The organism is Siphonobacter aquaeclarae (assembly GCF_900103285.1).
Classification (GTDB): Bacteria; Bacteroidota; Bacteroidia; order Cytophagales; family Spirosomataceae; genus Siphonobacter; species Siphonobacter aquaeclarae.
This window is the reverse complement of the sequence record NZ_FNGS01000001.1, coordinates 69,116-91,378: the sequence shown is the minus strand read 5'-3', so window position 1 is coordinate 91,378 and position 22,263 is coordinate 69,116. Positions and strand designations below refer to the sequence as shown.

Below are 22,263 nucleotides of genomic sequence, written 5' to 3'. Positions count from 1 at the left end.
GTTTCTTAAAAAGTTACATTGAGCCCGAGAGCGTATTGTTTCATGGTCGGATAGCCTACGCCGCCGCCGATTTCCGGATCGAGGCCCGGGAAGGCCGTGATCATCAGCAGGTTTTCACCGGAGACAAATACCCGGGCGCGGCTGACGCCGATCTTGCCGAGGAGCGACTGCGGAAGCGAGTAGCCGATCTGTACGTTTTTCAGCTTCACATAGGAGGCGTCGTAGAGCCAGTTGTTGCTGGACGCCGTGTTCTGGCTGTCGCCGTTGTACTTCAACCGGGGGAACTTCCCGTTGATGTTGTTGGCGGGATCGCTCGGATTCGCGTCGTTGTAATAGTAGTGATCGTTGGCGATGCGGGTAGCGATGCCGTTGCCGAGGCGTACAATCGAGTTGTTGTAGCCTTCTGCGTTCCAGTAGTATTGGAAACCGCTGCTGCCGGCCCAGAGCATCGACAGGTCGAAACCTTTCCAGGACGCGCTGAGATTCAGACCGAAGTTGTATTTCGGAGCAGACGACGTACCGGTGAAGGTCCGGTCGAACGTATTTCCGTAAATACCGTCTCCGTTCGTATCCGCATAGATGATATCCCCGTAGTAGATCTGGGCTTTGCCGACTTTGCCGACCGGCTGGAAGCTATACCCGGCGGCGACCATCGCCTGGAGCCAGGCCATGTCTTCCTGCGTCCGGATCATTCCGTCTTTTGGACCGCCGTTTACATTCACCGTACCATCGGGGCGGTTGTGCGAGCCATCGCCACGGTACACGTTGAGCAGGTAGTATTCGTTGATTTTCTTTCCTTCGAGGATGCGGTTGTCGCCGCCGCTGGATACGGTTCCGAGGTTGGAACTGTACACCCGGTTGCCGCTGGCGTCTGTCGTCCAGCCTTCCTGAAGCTGCCCTTTGTAGTTGGTTACCTTGTTGAGGTTGTAGGAGAAGTTACCGGTGACGGAAAAGTTTACGTCGCCGACCTTGTCTTTCCAGCCGAGGAGGAGTTCTACCCCGCGGTTGAGTACAGCGGCGGTGTTCTGCGTCGGCGCGGTTTTCGTACCTGCCGTCAGGAAGATCGGCGGCGTAGTCAGGATACCGTCGGTCAGCTTGTTGTAGTAGTCGATCTCGAAGTTCATCTTACCCCGGAACGCATTCCCTTCCAGGCCGATATCCGTCACGGTGGTCGACTCCCATTGCAGCAGCGGGTTGGCAAACTTGGATTGCACCAGGCCCGAAGCCGCGAGGTTATTGAAGGAGTAGTTCACCTTGCCGTAGGTCGCCTGGTAGTCGTAATCGCCGGATGCGTTGTTACCCAGTTTCCCCCACGATGCCCGGAGTTTCAGGTTTTGAACGTGGCGGTGCAGGGATTGCAGGAAGGCTTCTTCCGACAAACGCCATCCCGCGGAAAACGACGGGAAAATACCCCAGCGGCTCTGCGGCGAGAAGCGCGACGATCCGTCATACCGGAGGTTCGCTTCCACCATGTACTTCGACTTGTAAGCATAGTTGACACGACCGAAGAACGAGCGCATCGCGCGGTCATATTCCTGTCCGCCAATGGATTGCATCTCCGATGCCGAACCGAGCGTCGTGCTGTTGTAATCGATCAGGCCTTTCTTCGCCGCACTGAAATCATAGTAGTTGAAGTAGTACTGGTTGTACCCGGCCAGCGCGCCGAGATCGTGATCCCCGCCGATGGTTGTGTTGTACCGGAGTACGTTGTCGAATGTCAGCAGGTAATCCTTGTTGTACGAATACGACGTCGAAAGCTGATCGGGCGTAGTTGCCTGTGATCGGAGGATATTCGTCGCAAAGTCCCAGCGCTCAATCGGGTTGCTGTAGGAGTTCTGCTCCTGCTGGCGGAGCTGGTAGTTGACCTTGGTCTCCAGCGTCAGGCCTTTGATGAGGTTGACGGTCGCATAGAGCGTCGTGTTCAGTCGGCTGGTACGGTTGTGACCACCCGTTCCGTCGAGGTACGTCAGCAGGTTGTTGTTCGTAACCGGCTCTTCCGGCGCAGGGGCGAAACCATATTTCCCGTTGTAATACGGATAAATACCCGGCGTCGTCTGGCGGAGGTAGTTGAAGAGGTTATCGGTATTGGCCATGCCGACGGTCTGGATCGACGCGAATGTCTGCGTGCCGAGGGTCAGGAATTTAGCCACTTTCGATTCTACATTCGCCCGCAGCTGATACCGCTTTGAACCGGTATTTTTCATCAGACCCTGGTTGTCGAGGTAGCCGATCGACAGGTTGTAAAGGGCCTTGTCGTTTCCGCCATTTACCGAAATGTTGTGGTTCTGCACGGCGTTGTTTGTCAGGACTACCTGCCCCCAGTCGGTATTCGGATAGGCAACATAGTTCGGAACGCCGAGGGATGTCAGTCCGTTCGGATTTTTGTTCGCTTCCTGCCACAGCGCGATGGTGGCGGCAGAATACACGTCAGACTGGCCGATGTTACGCGCGCCTTCGTTGAAAAGCTGCATGTGGCGGACGTTGTCGGAAACGAACGTCGGCCGGTTCATCGGCGTCGAAGACGAAAACAAGCCCGTATAACTTACGCTGACGCGGTTGGCCGATCCTTTCTTCGTCGTAATCAGGATAACCCCGTTCGCAGCGAGCGATCCGTAGATAGAGGCCGAGGCGGCGTCTTTCAGAATGGAAATGCTCTCGATGTCATTCGGGTTGACGGCGTCCATCGAACCCATGATACCGTCAATAATGACAAGCGCGTCGCTGTTGTTCAGAGTACCGGTACCACGTATACGTATGGTCGCTCCGTCGGAACCCGGCTTGCCGGAACCCTGGCGGACGAACACCCCGGGAGCCAGACCGGCCAGGGAAGAAGATACGTTGGTGACGGGCCGGTTTTCGATACTCGCCGCGCCGATAGTCGCCACAGAACCGGTCATGTTCACCTTCTTCTGCGTGCCATAGCCGACCACGACTACTTCGTTCAGGGCCTTGTTTTCTTCGCTCAGGGATACCTTCAGATCCGTCTGGGCGCCGAGTTGTACTTCCTGCGTGGTGAATCCGACGGAGCTGAAAACGAGCGTCCCGGCGGAAGTAGTCAGTTGAAATGTCCCGTCTGCGCCGGTGACAGTTCCTTTGGTAGAACCCTTCGCCACGACGCTTACACCCGGAATGCCCTGCCCCAGGGTGTCCGTTACTTTTCCGGTGATTTTCCGGTCACCCGTCTGCGCGGATACGCTTCCCGCAGCCAGCCAGAACAGCAGGCCGACAAGGATGAACAGCTTCGGAAAGGCTGTTCGGTTTAATGGAGGAATCAGTCGATTCCTGCTCCTGATCATGGAATAAATCATCGGTTTACGATAGTAAAAAATGGAATAGGCTTTCCTTTAGATTGGTGCAGACAAAGTTGACCGGGGGCCGTCCGGGAGGGGGGAGAAAATCCTAAAAGAAAGGGGTGAATATTTTAAATCGTCCCTTTTTATGCCCTATTTTATTACGGGAAACGAAAAAAGTGCCAAAGATTCATAGGATTTGGACTCTGGACAGACCAAATTGACCGGCTTGGAATTTGTACTTTTTTCCCCCGGAATTCTTCAATAGTATCTGATGGAAAACAGGGTAGAACACCGGAATTCCGGTCTTTTCCCTGCGTGCTGCAAGAGGTTATGACTGAACACTACTCCCCCGCCGTCCTTCGGTTCCTGATCTGGCTATCGGTTGCGATGCCGGTTGTCCGTTCTCAGGCACAGAATATCGCTTTTAATCATTTCAATGTAGAGAGCGGATTATCCCAGAATTCGGTTTTGACCATCGTGCAGGACCGGAACGGATTCATGTGGTTCGGTACCCGTCACGGACTCAACCGGTTTGACGGACGAAATTTTCGCGTCTTCCTTAACGACAACCGGGACTCCACGTCCATCAGTAACAATTACGTTCACTCCAGCCTCTGCGACTCCCGCGGAGACCTCTGGTTCGGAACGTCCTACGGTCTCAACCGGTACGACGCGAAATCCGGTCGTTTTCACCGCATTGTCGCCAATCCCGCCAACCGCCTCCGCAGCAGCGTGATCCATTGCCTATACGAAGACAAACACCATCATTTCTGGGTAGGAACGGGCAACGGGCTGCACCTCCGGACAGGTCCCGACCGGTTTGTCCCTTTTCTGGCAGCCCGGCCAGGCAAGGAAGGGAACGAAGTACGGGCGGTTTGCGAAGACCGCCGAGGATATCTCTGGGCAGCTACCTCCTCCGGGCTCTTCCGCCTCCGGAAAGTGCCGGGCGGGTACCGCTATAAAAAATACCCCCTGAAAGATACGTTCGTCACCTGCCTCCTGGAAGATCGGCAGGGTACCCTCTGGGCGGGAACCAAATACGGCGGCGTGAGCCGGTATGATGCCGCATCTGATTCCTTCCGGCCTTTTCCAGAACCCTTATTGAGTCCGAACGTGCGCTCGCTCATGGCTGACCGCTCCGGAAAAATCTGGATGGCTACGCTGGAAGGGATCAGTCTCTTCGATCCTTCCCGGAATCTCCTCTCCCACTACCGCCACGAACCGGAAAACCGGAAAAGCCTCGCTCAGAACTCAGCGTATTCGCTTTTTCAGGATACCAATGGATCGATCTGGATCGGTACGTACTATGGTGGTGTAGACATTGTTTATTCGTCCACGACACCCTTCCTCGCCTACCAGAATCAGAAAGCGGCCACGAGCCTCAGCCAGGACGTCATCAGCTCCATCTCCGGAGATCCCGACGGCCACCTCTGGGTCGGAACGGAAGGCGGCGGCATCAATTTCTTCGACCCGCAAACCGGTACCTTCCGCAACCGGCAAAGTCAACCGGGAAATCCTTCCGGGCTGGCGTCGAACCTCGTCAAAGCCGTCTTCCGGGACGGAAGCGGCCAGTGGTGGGTGGGTATGCACCTCGGCGGCCTGCAACGAAAAGAAGGAGACCGCTTTATTTCGTACCGGCACCGGCCCGGCGACCGGTCCTCCCTTAGTTCCGACAACGTCATCGCAGTAGGAGAAGACGGCCTCGGACGCCTTTGGGCGGGTACCGACCGGGATGGCGTGAATATCCTGGAAAAGAACGGCTTCCGGCATGGCAGCGATTCGCTGCGTATCACGAGTGCCGGCATCCGGACGTTTTTCCGGGATTCCCGCCGGCGGTTCTGGATCGGAACCGGCAGTGGCCTCAACCGGCTCAGCGCCGACGGCCGTCAGCTGACCTGGTTTACGCCCGGCGGCAGCAACCGGTTACCCTCCGGCGAAGTCAACTGCATTCAGGAAGATGCCCGCGGAACGATCTGGGTCGGGATGACGGGTGGCGGATTCTGCCGCCTCAACCCGGACGACAGTACCTTCACCGCCTACAACGAAAAGGACGGCCTGGCGCATAACAACGTGCAGGGAATCTTGTACGACGATCAGGGATACCTTTGGATCAGCACGGATAACGGCCTCAGTCGTTTTGATCCTGTCCGGAAAACGTTTAAAAATTACACGACGAGCGACGGCCTCCCCGGCAACGAATTCAGCCCCAGCGCTGCCTATCGTGCACCGTCAGGAGAACTGTATTTTGGCGGTTATCACGGACTGGTACGGTTTGATCCGCGGCAGATTGTCTCCAACGATTACGTTCCGCCGCTGGTTTTCACCGGTCTCAGGCTTTTCAACAAGCCGGTCGAAATCGGCGATGCTACCGGCCTGCTCAGCGAAGACCTCGGCCGGGTAAAAGAACTCACGTTCTCACACGGACAATCTATTTTCACGATCGACTTCGCCCTTCTGAACTACATCAAATCGGGCAAAAACAGGTACGCTTATCGGTTGGTCGGCCTCGAAACCGACTGGAACCAAGTCCGTATTCCGTCGGCAACGTACATGAACCTGCCGCCGGGCGACTATACCTTTGAAGTCCGCGCGGGAAACAACGATGGCGTTTGGACCACTGAACCGATTCGCCTGCCTATCCGGGTACTGCCGCCGTTCTGGGCTACGTGGTGGGCGTATGGCCTCTATGCGCTGACGCTGGCGGGGATTGCGTTTCTGATTATCCGTTTTTTCTGGCTTCGGGAATCCTTCCGGCGGAACTACGAACTCCATCAGCTGAAGCTCAACTTCTTCACCAATATTTCGCACGAAATCCGCACTCACCTCACGCTGATTATCGGCCCGGTCGAAAAACTGCTGCTTACCGCCCGGGAAGAACCGGCCCTGCACCGGCAACTGACCTATGTGCAGACCAATACCGACCGGCTGCTGAAACTTGTCAGCGAGCTGATGGATTTCCGGAAAGTCGAATCCCGGAACCTGACCCTGAAAGTTTCGGAAAACGACCTCGTGTCTTTTATCCGGGAGATTTTCAGCCAGTTTCAGGAGCAGGCTGAAAACCGGAATATTCAAACGGATTTTCTGGCGGAAGTAGATCAGCTGCCTCTGTATTTCGACCGCGAGCAGATCGAAAAGATCATCTACAACCTCCTGACAAATGCGTTCAAGTTTACGCCCGACGGCGGGGTGATCAGCATACTCATTCAGGCCAATCCGACTGCGGCGGAAGTCCGGTTTGTCAATACCGGCCGCGGTATCACCCAGGAAAATCTCCGGAAGCTCTTCACCAATTTTTTTCAGGTACAGGACTATGGCTTCCAGAATACGGGCTACGGTATCGGTCTGGCGTTGTCGAAGAGCATTGCCGAACTGCATCGCGGAAATCTCACCGCTGAGAGCGACCTCCCCGACGGGCCGCGGGCCGGGCGTACCTGCTTTACCCTCACCCTGTTGCAGGGAATGGCGCATTTTGATAAAGCTCAGTTTGTCCAGGACCCTGTATATGCACCGGCGGCGCTGCCGTCGCCCGCAGGCCCGGCTCCGGAACCCCAGGCCGATGCATCAGGCAAACCAACGCTGTTGCTGGTCGAAGACAACCCGGAAATGCAGACCTTCATTCAGGAGTCGCTCGCCGGCCGCTATCACCTCGTCATTGCCGGAAATGGTATAGAGGGCTGGGAAACGGCCGTTTCTCAAATCCCGGACGTGATTATCAGCGATGTCATGATGCCGGAGATGGACGGACTTACCCTTTGCCGTCAGCTCAAGGACGATCCGCGTACAAGCCACATTCCGGTGATTCTGCTGACTGCCAAGGCGGCCCTTCCCCACCAGATCGACGGCCTGGAAACCGGCGCGGATGCCTACCTGACCAAACCGTTCAGCGTGCAGGTACTGGAGCTGAATGTCCGGAATCTGCTGCGCCTGCGCCACCGCATGCAGGAGAAATTCGCGAAGCAGGTATTGCTTGAACCGAAGAAGGCAGTCGTGGAAACACCCGACGGCCATTTCCTCGAAAAAATGACAGACATCATAGAAGCGCACCTGGAAGATACCGCCTTTGGCGTAGCGATGCTCTGTGTGAAGATGGGGATGAGCGCGCCGGTGCTCTACCGGAAGGTCAAGGCGCTGACGGGCCTGTCGGTCAATGACCTCATCAAGTCCATCCGCCTGAAAAAAGCAGCTCAGTTATTGCGGCAAAATCAGTATGCCGTCTTCGAAGTAGCCTATACCGTCGGTTTCGAAGACCGGAAATACTTCAGCAAGGAATTCAAGAAAATGTACGGCCAGACGCCGAAGGAGTACGCGGCGGGGAAGTAGCAAAGAGCAGAGGGCATAGGGCATGGGGTGGCATACTCGCCCCTATGCCCTCTGCCCCACGCCACTTCAAAAACCGCTGAGACTAATGAATCCAGGTATGGCGCGCGTCGTCACCCCATGCCCTCAGCCCTATACCTTCTCCGCGTATGCCTTAAAGTTATCCAGAATCGACTGCCAGCCGAAGCGCTGCATATCAACCGGGTTCTGGCTTTCGGCTTCAAAGGTTTCGGAAATGAAGGTGCCGCCGTCCTGCTCAGTGAAATTGACTTCGACTTTACGGTCGTCGCCGAGGGTATAAGCGAGCCGCTTCAGGGGCACTACTTCGTCGTAAACTCCTCCGAAATCAAATCCGAAGCTGCCGTCCTTCGCTTCCATCCGATAGAGGAAACTGCCGCCTTCGCGGAGGTCATTTTCGGCTTTGGGAGAGTGCCAGTCAGGCGACGCGGCATTCCATTGAACTACATGCGAAGGCGTATTCCAGGCTTCCCATACTTTTTCAACGGGGGCATTGACGGTGGCTTCGATGGTGATTTTTTCAGCGCTCATGGTAACGTGTTTTTTAGATAGATGAATTTGAACAAGGCAAACTTACGGTAGAAATTGTCGGGCCGGAATGGCTGAAAACGACAATTCCGGGGTCTTTTTCCGACAGGTTTTTTGACGGGATATCGGACTAAACCAGCGTTTCCAGCAGTTCGTCGAGGCGTTCCAGGGTAGAGGTCATACCCTGCTCCATACCCATCTGAATAACGGTTTCGAGGTCATTCAGTGACTGGTAGGTGACGACCGTTTCGACGACGGTATTCGCCTGGCTATCCGTGAACGTGACTTTCCACCGGGCTCTGGGCAGGTCGGGATTGATCTCTCCGTTTTCGTTGCTGAACGCGTCCAGCGACGTATAAAAATCAATCGGATGGATCGACAGGAATTCGGTGAAACCCCAGTATTCGGTACCATTCGGTTCGACCATGGCGTAGTGCCAGTGGCCCCCTTCCCGGAACTGCATGGATTTCGTCTTTGCTGTCAACGGCTTGGGGGCAAACCATTTTTCGAGCAGATCGCTTTGGGTGTAGCAATTCCAGACGAGCTGTCTCGGCGCCCGGAATTCCCGCCGGATCGTCAGGGTGTTGTCTTGTTTGTTGACCAGAAAATCAAAGTGCAGTTTCATCGGGCTTGTTTTGTTGGAGGGTGGCTAACAGATCGTCCAGCTGGCTGAAGCGGCTTTCCCAGATCTTCCGGAACTGTTCGAGCCATTGATCTATCTCTTTCATTTTGTCGACTTTCAGCAAATAATAGATTTCTCTCCCCTGCTGCTCCTGCTGCAGCAACTCACATTCGGTGAGGATGCGCAGGTGCTTGGAGATAGCCTGCCGGCTGCTGTCGAAATGCTCGGCAATGGCGTTGGGCGTCATGGCCTGGAGCGCGATCAGGGCGATGATGGCTCTCCGGGTGGGGTCGGCGATGGCTTGAAAAATATCCCTTCTCATAGTCGTTATCAGGTAAAAAGACAATTGCGAAACCGATCGATTGCAAATGTATGCGCAATCGATCGGTTTCGCAACTAGCCGTGCAAGATTTTTTTGAGATTTATTCAGAAAAGTCTGTTTCGCCTATTGCGTAACCAAAAGGTTTCATTTTAATTTGTAACCAAAAGGTTACCTATTTTATGAACAGGGATGTATTTGGCGCCATTGCTGACCCCACCCGCCGGGAAATTATCCGGTTGGTTTCGCGGCAGCCACTGAACCTCAACGCGGTAGCAGACCACTTTCCGATCAGTCGACCGGCTATTTCAAAGCATATCCGGATTCTGACAGAATGCGGGCTGATTACGATCCGGAAGCAAGGCCGGGAGCGGTACTGCCACCCGGACCTGGCGTCGCTCCGGCAGGTAGCGGAATGGACGGAACAATACCGGTCCTTCTGGAATGCCAAACTGGACGCATTGGACGAATTTCTCTCAAAACCCGAATAACTATGACGCCCATCACATTTGATCGTACCTACCATGCCCCGGCCGAAAAAGTCTGGGACGCGCTGGTCAATCCCGCCAAAATGAAGCAGTGGTATTTCGATATTCCCGGCTTCCAGCCGGTGGTCGGCTACCGCTTTGAATTTCTCGGCGGACGCGAAGGCAGGGAGTACCGGCACCTCTGCGAAATCACCGAAGTCGTTCCCGGCCGGAAACTCACCTACAGCTGGCGGTACGATGGTTACGCAGGTAATTCCTTCGTCACTTTCGAGCTGTTTCCGGAAGGGACGGATACCCGCCTGCTCCTGACGCACCGGGGCCTGGAAACATTCCCGAAAGAGGTAGCGGATTTTGCACCGGGGAATTTTGTGGAAGGGTGGACCTCTATTCTGGGAAAGAGTCTGCCGAAGTTCCTGGAGAGCTAGTTTTCCACCTTCCTCCACACCTTTTCCTTACTTACCTGCCGGTACGAGCGCTGGACCGAAGAAAACCGGATGGTTTCCTTCGTGCCCAGCGCGAGGTACCCCAGGGTACCCAGGCTGGCGTCGAAGAGGCGCAGGACGTGCTCCTGCAGGTCCTTGTCGAAGTAGATGAGGACGTTGCGGCAGAGTATGAAGTCGAATTCGTTGAAAGACCGGTCGGATACCAGGTTATGTGTCGAGAAGATCATCTTCTCCGACAACTCTTCCCGGAACTTGGCCTGGCCGTAGTGTGCCGTGTAGTAGTCTGAAAAATCGGCCTTTCCCCCTCCCATGACGTAATTTTCGGAGTACTGTTTCATCATGTGGAGCGGAAAGATACCCCGTCTGGCCTTTTCAAGGACGGACGGGTTGAGATCCGTCGCATACAGCAGCGATTTCTTTAGCAGTCCTGCTTCCTGCAGGAGAATAGCCATCGAGTATACTTCCTCGCCCGTCGAACACCCGGCATGCCAGATCCGGATAAAGGGTTTGGAACCAAGGTCGGGCAGGACGGTTTCCCGCACGAACCGGTAAAATTCCGGATCGCGGAACATCTCGGTGACATTCACGGTAATCTCCTCGACAAACCGCATCAGGTAATCCGGATCCGTCCGCACCCGGTAGCGCAGTTCCGCAAAACTGGGGAATTTGTCCAGCAAGCACAGGCGGGAAATCCGCCGACGCAGGGACGCCCGCGCATAGTTCGAAAAATCGTAACCGTAGAGATCGTACAGGTCGCTCAGCAAGAGGGAAATCTCTTCTTCGTCCAGCATCATGGGGCTCCGTTGAGTAGTGTTAGTAGCCTGTCTATGTCGATCGGTTTAGAGATGTACTCGTCGGCTCCGGCGCGGAGACACAGCTCCCGGTCGCCCAGCATTGCCTGTGCCGTAACGGCCAGGATATACAGGTCTGCCCGCCCCGGAAGGCTCCGGATGAGCGGAATGGCTTCGTACCCATCCATTTCGGGCATCATCATGTCAATTAAAAGGGCGTCGACTTCCTCCCCCGCTTCCAGCAAGGCAATCGCTTCCCGTGCACCGGGGCACGACCGCACCTGAAACGACCGGGCTTTCAGTACCGCCGTGAGAGCGAAAATATTCTTGGCGTCGTCGTCGACGAGCAATAATCGTTTCGGCATACCCATCAGGAACGTTCGTAGAGCCAGACCCGGAGCAGGGACAGCAGCTGGTCAATGTCAACAGGTTTGGTGATGTAGTCGGACGCGCCCGCCTCGATGCATTTTTCCCGGTCGCCCGTCATGGCTTTGGCGGTGACGGCGATGACCGGCAGGTTTCGCCAGTTGAAATTCTCGCGGATTTTACGGGCGGTTTCGTAGCCATCCATCTGCGGCATCATCATATCGAGGAGGACGATATCGACAGACGGATTCTCCTTCAGATGGCTGAGGGCTTCGTTTCCATCCAGCGCTGTCACTACATGCATCTGGTATTTCTCGAGGGCTTTTGTGAGTGAGAAAATATTCCGGACGTCGTCGTCGGCGATGAGTACCGTCTTATCCCGCAGTACGTCTTCGAGTGCTCCCAGCCTTCTCAGCTCCGGGCTGACGGGCGCCTGCCGGTTTTCTTCCACCAAATGCAGGAAGAGCGATACCTCGTCGAGCATCCGCTGATAGGAATGCGCGGTTTTGACGACGATGGAATCAGCATACTTCCGGATTTTCAGTTCTTCTACCATCGACAGGCTCTTTCCGGTGAAGATGATAATCGGCAGACCTTCCAGTCCGGGGTTCTTCTTAATCGCTTCCAGCGTTTCGTAAGACCGCGTATCCGGAATACCCATGTCGAGTATGACGCAGTCTACTTCTTTTTGCTGCAATGCCTCGACGCTGTCGGAAAGGGTACTTTTCAGTTCGGAGTGTATCTGGAACGTCTCGAGGAAATAGGCTAACGCCTTGGCATGGCGCGGGTTATCTTCCACAATCAGTACCTTTTTCGATTCGCGGTTCAGGACAAATTCAATCTTCCGGAATACTTCTGTCAATTGCTCGAACGCCACCGGCTTGTCCACAAAATCCACGGCGCCTTTCTGAAGACTTTCCGTTTTCAGCTTGTGTGACGACATGATATGCACCGGGATCGGGCGCGTCTGCGGGTTGTTTTTCAGGGCGTCCATCACCTCCCAGCCGCTCATTACCGGCAGCTGGATATCCAGCAATATGCCCATAGGCCGGTACTGCCCGGCCAGTTCAAGTCCTTCGTCGCCCCGAACGGCCACAATACCTTTATACCCCTGCTTCCGGGCATAGTCGAGCAGCGAACGTGCAAAGGACGTATCGTCTTCCACGATGAGAATTACCTTGTCTCCGGAAACAATAGACGCGCGATCGTCCGGGATACTCTCCGGAATCGAAGTACTGATGTACCGGCGCGGAGCGGGGGACGTTTCGGCTACCGCCGCGGGCACTTCTGCGGAGAGCGGCAGCAGCAGACGGAACTCGCTTCCGAGGTTGACGACCGAGGTAACCGTCAATTCCCCTCCGAGCAACCTCGCAATTTCCCGGCTGATCGACAGGCCTAATCCCGTGCCGCCGTATTTGCGTTTCGTCGACCCGTCGGCCTGCTGGAAGGCTTCAAAAATCAGTTGTTGTTTTTCGGGAGGAATGCCGATGCCGGTATCCTTCACCGAAAAGACCAGGCGATCGAGCCCTTCCCGGCGGATGTCCAGCCGGACGCTTCCTTCCGCTGTAAACTTGAAAGCATTGGAAAGGAGGTTTTTCAGGATTTGGCCGAGACGCATCCGGTCTGATTCAAACTCTGTACGTACATCGTCCTGAATCGAAATCTCGAATTCGAGTTGTTTTTCCCGGGCAACGGGCGAAAACAGCGATTGAATCTCCTCTGTCAGCTCTAGCAGGCGGAAGGTCTCGAATTCGAGCTTCATCTGGCCTGCTTCGATTTTGGACAGGTCGAGGATTTCATCGATCAGGGCGAGCAGGCCCGTTCCGGACGACTGAATCACGCGGGCATATTCCACCTGATCGCCGGTCAGGTTTTGTTCCAGGTTTTCAGACAGCAACCGGCTGAGTAAGAGAATGGAATTCAGCGGCGTACGCAGTTCGTGCGACATATTCGCGAGAAACTCGGACTTATACCGCGTCGTCAGCTCCAGCTCACCTGCCTTCCGGGCGATTTCGTCGTTGCGCTGTTCGAGCAACAGTCCGCGCTCTTCCAGTTCGGTATTGGTTTGCAGCAGTTCCTCCTGCTGCACGCGCAGTTCTTCTTCGGAAGCCTGCAATTTCTGCGCCTGGGCTTCGAGTTCGGCATTGAGGTTTTCGAGCTCGTTGTGCTGAGCCTGTAATTCTTCGGACTGCGCCTGGGTTTCTTCCAGAAAGTGTTGCAGCCGCAGGTAATCCATCGCCGAATTCAGGCCGATTGCCAGGGATTCCCGGTTGTGGTCGAAAAATTCGCGGTCGCGGGCGTCGACTTTCCGGAAAAGGCCGAGTTCAACCAACCCGATGCACCCTCCGCCATACAGAAGAGGGATGAAGACAAGGGAGGCTGGCGCGCCGGTCCCGAGCGACGACTGAATTGTCAGGTAGTTTTCGGGTACGTTGGAGACCACCTGTACTTTTCCGGAGCGGATCGCGTGGCCGGCAAGGCCGACGCCCGTCACTACCTGCTTCGGCGGCTCAACGGCGCCGAGCGACGCCTGCAGTTCGAAGGTATCGTTGTCGTTCCAGGTGTAAAGCGTACCGGCCGAGGCGGAAAGGTAGGATACCAGCGTTTCCAGGACTGCGACAGACGTATTTTTCAGGTCCCGCGTACCCCGCATGGCGTCCGCCAGTTGTACTGTACCGGTTTGCAGCCAGTTCCGGTTTTCGAGGTCGGTAAAGTTTTTCTCGAGCGCCTCGGCCATGCTGTTCAGGCCTTTGGAAATGCGGCCGAGGTCATCGTCTTTATCATCGGCGGAGCGGGCGGAGTAGTCGCCGTCGGCGATACGCCGGGTCAGGTCTTCCGTCACGCCGATGCGCCGGGTAGTTTCGCGGTACTCGGCTTCGTCGCGCTTCTGCTTGGCGATGCGCTCGTCGAGGTCTTTCTTGATCCGGACATAGGACGAAATAGTAATCACGATAGACAGCAGCGCAGCCAGTACCAGCAATACCGGCGTAAAGCGGATGTAGATATCCTGCTGCTCGATCCGCTCCTTCAGAATCCGGGTTTCCTCGGTTTTGATCCGGTTAACGGTGCCGCGAAGGGCGTCCATTACCTCTTTGCCCTTCACCATTTCGGCGTGATGGAGAGCGGTATCCGAGGCCGTGCTTCCCATCTTTCGGGTGACGTCGATGACCCGGCGCATCTGCCGGAATTTCTCGTCGGCAAACCCTTTGGCATCCTCGAGGTTCCGCTGCTGCGCCGGGTTGTCGGCCGTCAGTCTTTTGAGAGACGCGTAGCTGTCTGCCACCTTTTCCGCCGCGCCTTCGTACGGCTGCAGAAACGAGGTATTCCGGGTGATGATGTAGCCCCGCTGGCCGGTCTCGGCATCTTTCATCAGCGAAATGATGTTCTCTGCTTCAAGTAATACCTCGTTGGTATGGTTGACCAGCTGCGAGTTGTCAATGAGTTTCTGAGTACTGTAATACGAAGCAACCAGGCTGACAATCAGTAGGGCAATCGAGATCGAAAAAACGACCTGTAGTTGCCGGATGACGGTATTGGAAGACATAGTTCGGAACAGGCAGTGGTTCAGTCCGGCTGGCGGATCGGTAAAACAAGGATAAAAGTAGCCCCGTCTCCGGGCGTACTGCGGGCGGAGATCAGCCCGTTATGGCGGTCGATATTCTTTTTGGCGATAGCCAGGCCGATGCCTGTTCCCTCGTACCGGCTTCGTTCGTGAAGCCGTTGGAAGATAATGAAGATCCGGCCGAGGAATTTCTCGTCGAACCCGATGCCGTTGTCTGACACCGTAATCCGGCAGAATTCACCTTCGTCATCCGGCTCGGCATGGATGGCTTTTTCGGCGATGCGCTCGGCGGCAATGCGGATAACAGGCGCCTGCTCTGAAAATTTGAGGGCGTTGCTGATCAGGTTTTGAAAGACCTGGCGCATGCGCCCCGGAATCACCTGCATCGGCGGAAGCGGCGCTACTTCTACCCTCGCGCCTTTGCTGAGCAGGAGTTCGTCGTAGTCCCGCAGGAGGCCGCGGACCAGTTCGTCGAGGTCTGTCCATTCAAACGCATCCGGCGCCGACAGTCGTGAGTATTCCAGCAAATCATTGATAAGCAAGGACATACGGGCTGAAGAAGCGATCGAGCGATCGAGGTAGGAAGCGGCTTCGTCGTCATCCTTCAGAAATTTCTCCCGGATTGCGTGGTTCAGGATCTGGATCTTGCGAAGCGGCTCCTTCAGATCGTGCGATACTACCCAGGCAAACTGCTGCAATTCGTGGTTGGTCCGCTCCAGCTCCTCGTTTTTAGCCAGGAGTTCGCGCGTGCGGAGTGCCACCTCTTCTTCCAGCATTTCAGAAGCGCGTTTCTGCGCGTGGATGTCCGTGTACGTACCCACCCAATGGCCGACAGATTCGTCGTCCCGGACAACGGGGATAATCCGGAGCAAGTGGTACCGGTACTCGCCGGAAACGCGGTCGCGCAGGCGGACTTCAGCGGAAAACTCCTTACCCGCCTGAAAATGTGTCTTCCAGTCGTCGCAGATGGCATCGGCGGGATGTGTCTCCGGAAAGACCGAAGCATGCTCGGCGTAGCGGAACCATTGCCGGTTGACGAATTCGATTTCACCGTCCTGCCGGATGGAAAAAGCCATCTGCGGAAGCGATTCGAGTACAAACCGAAGCTCGTCCATGCGCCCGGCGAGCTCGTCCTGCGCCCGCTTGCGTACGTCGATTTCGTTTTCGAGCGAAGCCTGTATCCGGAGCAGCTCCTGCTGCTGCCGGTATAGCTTGTCGAGTATTTTGACTTTGAGGACGAGGATATCCGGATCGACGGGCTTGGTCAGGTAGTCGATCCCGCCGGAGGTATATCCCTTGGTAATGAAGCGTTTCTCTTTATTGACCGCCGAAAGGAAGATAATCGACGTATCCCGCGCCTTGCTGAAACCGCTCAGGGCCTGGGCGACTTCGAATCCGTCCATTCCCGGCATCTGCACATCGAGGATCATCACCGAATAGTTGGCACGAAGGACTTTTTTCAGGGCTTCTTCCCCCGACTCAGCGGTATCGACTGTAAATCCGTGCAACTCCAGTATCTTCTTCAGCGGAAGAATATTCTCCGGCCTGTCGTCGACAAGTAAAATCATGTGAGGTATATCTGCGTCAGGTGCTTGTGGAACGGTGCGGGACCTGTCACGCCGTAACAACCCGAAACCTACCTAATTGTTTCTGGTGACTTGTTACTTTTTGGCAAAATTGTTACAAAAAAGATAAAAAACATCTCAAAGCACCCGACGCGGAAGGTCGCATGCGACGGAAGTCAAAATGAGCGTACAAGGATGTAAAAGAGCGCGTAACCGCATGGGTAAGCGAGCAAGCAGGCACAAAAAAGCCCGCACTCACGCACGGGCTCTTCTTTTATTTCGGGCAGAAACCTGTCAGAGTTCTACGGATTCAAACGCCAGTGTGTTCTTGTTCCGGCTGTTTTTTACTTCATAGGCGACGACCAGCCGATTGCCGGCGATAACGCCGCTCGCATTGGTCCCGTTTGCCGTTTTGCCAAGTACTTTTGCTTCCGACACACCGTCTTTCTTTACTGTACGGTAGGCCAGGACGGTCTGATCGCTTTCCGTTCCCTGCTGCTCCCACAGCAGCGCCGCGGATTTGCTGCCGGCTGCCAGGTACATGTTTTTCGCGGAGGCGTCGGCGATGACCAGCAGGCGCTTGCCTTCCTGTGTTACGAGGCGAATCCCCGGAGATTCCGTCGTTCCGGAAAACCAGGAAATGACGTTTCCGCCCGGACCGGCTGCGGAGGTCGGGCCGGAGTGAGGACAGCCGTTGATCTTCCAGTTATCAGCAAAGAGAATCTGCGGTTTTGAGAACGTTTTTCCGTTGTCAGAAGACGTCATTTTCGCAATGTCACGGATATTCTCCTGATTTTCACGGTAGTACAGGTTCAGAATACCTTTGTCGTCCACCAGCAGGCTGATGTTGCAGCAGTCACATACAAAAGGATCCAGCACGGTCTCGCCGCCGAAGGTATCTCCGGAAGACGTAACAAAGCGCAAATCGCGCTCGTGGGGCCGGCCGTCGATATCGCGGAGGTAAGCCACACCGATTTCGCCGTTCGCAAGTACCGTCGCATCAAAAAAACCACGCACTACTTTCGGGGTACGGTCGGCGTGTACCGGCGCGGGAGCCGACCAGGTTTTGCCCTGGTCTTTGGAAAGACTGAAGACGATCTGCAGGTCTGACGGGCGACCGGACGGCGCCTTTGGCGCCTCGCCGCCATGATGATGCTCGTGGCCGCCGGTCGAAGCCGCTGCCGCCGGCACATCACCGCGCAGGGCAAATACCGCGGCCCAGGTTCCGTCTTTCTTAAAAAGGAGTTTCGGGCGCATCAGGCGGGAGCCGCTCATCCCCGGCGATTCAAAAATCTGCTTTTTTTCGCCAAACGTACGGCCCTGGTCTTTCGACTCAGCCCAATAGTAGTGAACGATATTCCTGTCGTCCTTTTCTGTCCAGGAAAGGGCGACGGTGCCTTTCGGCGTGAGCGAAACCGTCGGAATAGCATAGGTGCGGGTCGTATCGCCGCCGATACCGGAGGCAGAGGCGCCCGTAACGGCCAGGGAAAGCATCAGGCCGAGGAGCTGTATTTTCATGCTGTGCAGAATTGAGTTGCTGCGTGCAAAAGTAGGCTTTATTTAGAATAGTTATAAACGAAAATCCGGAAGATTCGGCGTTCAGGCAGGAATGCCGTCAGTCCGAAACCGCCTCATCCACCTGCCCTTTCCGGCTGCGGATAAATAGCGCGGGCCGCTGACCGCAGATTTCCAGGAAGTTATTGCTGAAAGTAGGCAGGCTTTCATAGCCTACGTCCTCCGCCAGTCCGGATACATGATCTGCCCCGCCTTCGATCAGTTCCAGCGCCCGCATGATGCGGGCGATCCGGCAGTATCCGGAGAAAGACGTCCCCAATTCCGCCTGAAAAAGACGGCTGAGCGAACGCACGGAAAACCCGTACTCGCCGGCCAGCCATTCAAACGAAAACGATTCAGCAAGATGCGCCTGGATATAGCTAAGCACAACCGATAACCTCGGGTGCCCGGTAGACGGCAGGTAAACAAGCGTTGCCTTTTTCAGCTCTTCCGGAATCAGCGTAGTAATCACCCGGAGAAAAGGCTGTACCGTATCATCTCCGCCCTCTCGCCATTTTTCGGTATACCGGATCAGTTCGCGCAGCAATGATGAGACGGGGAATACGGCGATATCATCCCCCGAAATACCCTCTCCCACCGGAAAACACAGCGCCCGCATGTGCAGGGAGACGCTATCCGACCAGATCTGGTGCCCCGCATCCGGCGGAATCCAGACGCCGTAGCCGCCGGGAATCAGGCTCTTCCGGCCCTCGCTCCGGAGGTGAATACAGCCTTTCTCCGCATACACAAGCTGCCCCCAGGCGTGTGCATGCCAATCCGATTGAAAACAGCCAAGCTGTTCGTGAAAGAGAACGAAGGGTTCTTCGGCCCGGTCGATAATCGAACGGCAGCTGATAGGTTGTCTTTCCATGGCCGATGCCGATAAAAGAGAGTCCTTTTTGCGTAAAAGTCTCAAAATAACGGCCTGTACCTTTGCCGGCAAGGTTTACAATCGTCCTTTTTATGACAACACATCCGAATCTGGAGCTGGTCCACCGCTTCTTTCAGGCCTACGCAACCGGCGATCAGGCCGGCGTTGAAGCCATTCTTTCCCCGTCCGTCCGCTGGCATATTCCGGGCAATCACCCGCTGAGCGGCGTCAAAACCGGCATCGCCGAAGTACTTGACTACCTGAGTCAGTTGGGAAAAGCGGCCTTTCAGGCCAGCCCGATTGTTATGGGCGTCAGCGATCAGTATGTGATCGATTGCCACCGGAACTGGAGTTCCCTCTCAAACATCGCCAACCTCGATGCGATGTCGTGCCTGCTGTGGAAGATGGAGGGCGGGAAGATCACCGAAGTATTCAATTTTCCGGAAGACCAGCACCGGGTAGACGCGTTTTTCCGGGAGGTATACGGGCCCGGGAATGACGTACTTTCCTAGGTCTTTCGTTTTTTCTTTCGGGCCGACGGGAAGAGTACATTATTGAGAATCAGGCGGTATCCGGGAGAGTGCGGGTGGAGGTTGAGGTCGGTCGGCATGCGGTGAAAGCCCCGCTGCCCTTCCGGATCATGCCCGCCGTAAAAGGTAAACTGCCCACGGCCGAGCTCTCCGTAAATGTACCGGTACGAGTTCCGGCTCTGCCCCATGACGAGCACGCCGGGCTTGACGGTATTTTTGTTGAAAGCCGTTGTCTGCCCCATGAACTCCCGGATGGTGGATTCGTGGTTCTGAACGAGCATCGCCGGAATAACATCCCACTTCGCCGAAAAATCAAACAGCGAAAACCAGGATTCTTCTCCCCAGCCCATCGAAGAGGCGTTTATCGTTGAAAAAGACATACCGGGGTAGTCTTCTTCTGACACATCGAGCTGAAAATTCTGGAAGGCTATCGTTTTGCTGAAGTCAAGATTGGGATGGGCATCCACACCGTCTCCGTCAAAAATCGACGGAACAATATCCGAGCCTTCCGCAGCAAGTGCCACATCCAGCGATTCCGTGCCGGAACACATCGCAAACAGGTAGCCTCCGCCTGCGCAGAAGCCTTTGATTGCTTTCGCCACTTCGAGCTTGAGCTGGGATACCTTCGCGAAGCCGTATTTTTTGGCGATAGCGGTCTGTGCGGCAACGTCTTCCGGCGACATACGCCGGCGGTTGCGCCCGAACTGGCCCGTGAAATCCTCGTGGTGCAGGTGCAGCCAGTCGTACAGCGCGAGGTCTCCTTTCAGTATCTCCTCGTCGTAAACGACTTCGAACGGTATTTCGGCATATTTCAGGACAAGCAGTACGGCGTCGGTATCTTCAAAACTGGCCTTGCTGACTTTGATGGGGCTGTAAACGACGATTTTGGCCGCTTTAAGCAGTTTGACGACTTCCCTGTTGACGTTGGGATCGGCGAGCTCCCGGCGGATACGTTCGGCGTCGGCATCGGATATGACTTCATAGGATACTCCGCGAACCTTGCATTCCAGCTCAAGCGCGTTGGAAGCAGCCATCATAAAACTACCTCCCCGGTAGTTGAGAAGCCACTCTACTTCCCGGTCGGCCTTCAGCTCCCAGTATGCGATACCGTATGCTTTGAGGTGATTGGCCTGTAGTTCGTCCATCGGTACGAGGACGGCGTTGGCCCGGGCGACTCCCGCCAGGAGAACGAAAAATACGGTAGCCAGTCTGACCATGGGAATGGAAGTTTAAAAACTGGTACTCAATCCGTTACTTCCCAGAAAGATACAAAACGGGCGGCATAATACCGCCCGTTTGCAGGAGGCAGACTGATTCGTCGACCAGTCCCCCGAATATGTGTTCCATTGCGATGGAAACCGCGATACGCCGCTATACGAGTTTCCCGGTCAATACCGGCCGGGTATCCTTTGTATTGGTCAGAATGGAAATACTCCGCAGGAAGGATACCTCCACGGTATCTCCCTTAAACCGGCAGGTAACATTCTCATAGTGAGCCGTTTCGTTGAATCGCCACGTCATTTCGAAGGTATCCGCGTCTTTCCAGGCGCCGCTGGCGGCAATACGGGTAGTCGTCTCTCCGGGGATTTTCCCGGAAGCCAGTTTCAGCGGTTCGGTCGACAGGTTCGTCGTCCCTTCTTTCCAGGAACCTAATCCGACGGCAACCGGATGCGCTCCTTCCTTGTCCTTCCAGGTTACCTGGCAGGTTTTTCCGCTGAATGCCAGTGAAATACTCTCTGCCTGGAGTTCATTCGTATCAAAGCGGAAGCTCTTTCCGGATATTTTTTCCGCCAGCGGCGACTCGGCCGATCCCTCCGCGACCGGGAGGCGGAGCGAAGCGAGTTTCTGCTTCAGTTCGGTCCGGGCGTCCGGACCTGCGGTAGTCGCCGCGGGGAGGATATGGGTCCAGACTTCATCCAGAATAGCCTGCATATTCCCCGTTTCGCTGGTCATGGCGATGACGAGGTCCTGTTCGGGCACAACGATGCAGTACTGTCCGTAAGCGCCGTCGCCGCGGTACGCATTGTGCCGGCAGCGCCAGAACTGGTATCCATAGCCCTGCAGCCAGTCGTTTTCTGCCTTGGGCCGCGACCCGCCGGCAGACTGTACTTCAAATCGGGTCGCGTCGGCGATCCAGTTTTCGGAAATCAGGCGTTTGCCGTTCCACATGCCCTTCTGCAGGTACAATTGTCCGAATTTGGCGATGTCCTCCGTTTTCAGGCGAAGACCCCAACCGCCGGTATTGATGCCGGAGGGATCCTGCTCCCAGTCGGCCCCCTCGATACCCAACGGGCGGAAGAGGCGCGGCGTGAGGTATTGCAGCACCGTTTGGCCGGTGAGCTTCTGCACAATGGCCGACAGCATGTAAGTCGCGCCGCTGTTATACACAAAAAGGCTGCCGGGTTCCTTCTCCACCGGCAGGGATAGAAAAGATTTCACCCAGGTGGATGACTCGCGCAACCGGGCAGTAGTATCTTTTTCATGACCGGTGGACATGGTCAGCAGGTCTTTCACCCGCATGGCCGCGAGGTTAGGACTGACCGTTGCCGGAAGGTCGTCCGGAAAAAAGGAAATGACTTTGTCGGTGACTTTGAGGCGACCTTCGCCGACGGCGAGCCCAACGGCCGTCGACGTAAAACTCTTGCTCAGCGAATAGAGCGTATGCCTGAGCGTCGGGGCATACGGCGCCCACCAGCCTTCGGCAACTACCTTGCCGTGGCGGACGACCATCAGGCTGTGTACATTGAGTTTTCCGGCTTCGATCGCTTCCACAAAACGGAGAATACCCGAGGAAGCGACGCCCTGCGCCTCCGGCGTACTGCGCGGAAGCTGAATCGATCTCAGCGGTTCGGCCCGTAAAGCGGCCGGCAGGGCACTGACTACGCCCAGTTGCAGGGCGCCGAGGCCCAGTTGCTGCATAAATACGCGACGACTGACAGTCATAATGGAAAGAGGAAGCGGTGTTAGAGGTTTGTATCAGGAACGGTAGCCCGTTT

General features: G+C 55.7%; 16 protein-coding genes. 4 read left to right on the top strand and 12 right to left on the bottom strand.

The genetic code is table 11. From position 1 onward, the window contains the following. Positions 1 to 5: 5 nt before the first annotated feature. Entirely contained in the window at positions 6 to 3,308 is a 3,303-nt protein-coding gene (locus BLR09_RS00320; RefSeq protein ID WP_093196389.1) for a SusC/RagA family TonB-linked outer membrane protein, read from the bottom strand. Between the two features lie 315 nt (positions 3,309 to 3,623). Here BLR09_RS00320 and BLR09_RS00315 point away from each other — a divergent pair, with 315 nt between their 5' ends. Further along, positions 3,624 to 7,613: a hybrid sensor histidine kinase/response regulator transcription factor gene (locus BLR09_RS00315; protein ID WP_093196387.1), complete on the top strand. Its 3,990-nt coding sequence runs from the start codon at positions 3,624 to 3,626 to the stop codon at positions 7,611 to 7,613. Between the two features lie 129 nt (positions 7,614 to 7,742). Here BLR09_RS00315 and BLR09_RS00310 read toward each other — a convergent pair whose 3' ends face one another. From BLR09_RS00310 to BLR09_RS00300, 3 genes are all read right to left on the bottom strand, one after another. Beyond that, positions 7,743 to 8,159, bottom strand: a complete 417-nt coding sequence (locus BLR09_RS00310) for an SRPBCC family protein (RefSeq protein WP_093196385.1) — start codon at positions 8,157 to 8,159, stop codon at positions 7,743 to 7,745. Positions 8,160 to 8,286: 127 nt separating this feature from the next. Next, entirely contained in the window at positions 8,287 to 8,781 is a 495-nt protein-coding gene (locus tag BLR09_RS00305; RefSeq protein ID WP_093196383.1) for an SRPBCC family protein, read from the bottom strand. Then, positions 8,765 to 9,100, bottom strand: a complete 336-nt coding sequence (locus BLR09_RS00300; protein ID WP_093196381.1) for an ArsR/SmtB family transcription factor — start codon at positions 9,098 to 9,100, stop codon at positions 8,765 to 8,767. Before BLR09_RS00300 ends, BLR09_RS00305 begins: the two co-directional genes overlap by 17 nt. Positions 9,101 to 9,279: 179 nt before the next feature. Here BLR09_RS00300 and BLR09_RS00295 point away from each other — a divergent pair, with 179 nt between their 5' ends. Both BLR09_RS00295 and BLR09_RS00290 read left to right on the top strand, forming a co-directional pair. Beyond that, the gene (locus BLR09_RS00295) at positions 9,280 to 9,588 is read left to right on the top strand and encodes an ArsR/SmtB family transcription factor (protein WP_093196379.1); all 309 of its coding nucleotides are present in this window, start codon (positions 9,280 to 9,282) and stop codon (positions 9,586 to 9,588) included. Positions 9,589 to 9,590: 2 nt separating this feature from the next. Continuing rightward, entirely contained in the window at positions 9,591 to 10,010 is a 420-nt protein-coding gene (locus BLR09_RS00290) for an SRPBCC family protein (protein WP_093196377.1), read from the top strand. On the opposite strand, the gene BLR09_RS00285 is transcribed toward BLR09_RS00290, so the two are convergent. The 6 genes from BLR09_RS00285 to BLR09_RS00260 all read right to left on the bottom strand — a co-directional run bounded on the left by BLR09_RS00285 (position 10,007) and on the right by BLR09_RS00260 (position 18,737). Continuing rightward, positions 10,007 to 10,819, bottom strand: coding sequence for a CheR family methyltransferase (locus BLR09_RS00285; protein WP_093197752.1), 813 nt, complete (start codon positions 10,817 to 10,819; stop codon positions 10,007 to 10,009). The two genes, BLR09_RS00290 and BLR09_RS00285, sit on opposite strands and share 4 nt — an antisense overlap. Then, positions 10,819 to 11,184 (bottom strand): response regulator, encoded by a 366-nt coding sequence (locus tag BLR09_RS00280; RefSeq protein ID WP_093197750.1) that lies wholly within the window; start codon positions 11,182 to 11,184, stop codon positions 10,819 to 10,821. The genes BLR09_RS00285 and BLR09_RS00280 overlap by 1 nt, the downstream gene beginning before the upstream one ends. A gap of 5 nt (positions 11,185 to 11,189) precedes the next feature. Next, the gene (locus BLR09_RS00275; RefSeq protein ID WP_093196374.1) at positions 11,190 to 14,729 is read right to left on the bottom strand and encodes a response regulator; all 3,540 of its coding nucleotides are present in this window, start codon (positions 14,727 to 14,729) and stop codon (positions 11,190 to 11,192) included. 20 nt (positions 14,730 to 14,749) lie between these two features. Further along, positions 14,750 to 16,315, bottom strand: coding sequence for a hybrid sensor histidine kinase/response regulator (locus tag BLR09_RS00270; protein WP_093196371.1), 1,566 nt, complete (start codon positions 16,313 to 16,315; stop codon positions 14,750 to 14,752). 291 nt (positions 16,316 to 16,606) lie between these two features. After that, positions 16,607 to 17,830 carry a sialidase family protein gene (locus BLR09_RS00265; protein WP_093196369.1) on the bottom strand — a complete coding sequence of 408 codons (1,224 nt, stop codon included), beginning with the start codon at positions 17,828 to 17,830 and terminating at the stop codon, positions 16,607 to 16,609. 97 nt (positions 17,831 to 17,927) lie between these two features. Next, on the bottom strand, positions 17,928 to 18,737 hold the full coding sequence (locus BLR09_RS00260; RefSeq protein ID WP_093196367.1) for an AraC family transcriptional regulator: 810 nt from the start codon (positions 18,735 to 18,737) through the stop codon (positions 17,928 to 17,930). Positions 18,738 to 18,829: 92 nt separating this feature from the next. Here BLR09_RS00260 and BLR09_RS00255 point away from each other — a divergent pair, with 92 nt between their 5' ends. Beyond that, positions 18,830 to 19,249, top strand: a complete 420-nt coding sequence (locus BLR09_RS00255; RefSeq protein WP_093196365.1) for a nuclear transport factor 2 family protein — start codon at positions 18,830 to 18,832, stop codon at positions 19,247 to 19,249. Here the strand turns inward: BLR09_RS00255 and BLR09_RS00250 are convergent. Continuing rightward, complete coding sequence (locus BLR09_RS00250; protein WP_093196362.1) at positions 19,246 to 20,484, bottom strand: asparagine synthetase B; 1,239 nt, start codon at positions 20,482 to 20,484, stop codon at positions 19,246 to 19,248. The genes BLR09_RS00255 and BLR09_RS00250 overlap by 4 nt on opposite strands. 154 nt (positions 20,485 to 20,638) lie before the next feature. Beyond that, entirely contained in the window at positions 20,639 to 22,210 is a 1,572-nt protein-coding gene (locus BLR09_RS00245) for a serine hydrolase domain-containing protein (RefSeq protein ID WP_093196360.1), read from the bottom strand. Positions 22,211 to 22,263: the final 53 nt, after the last annotated feature.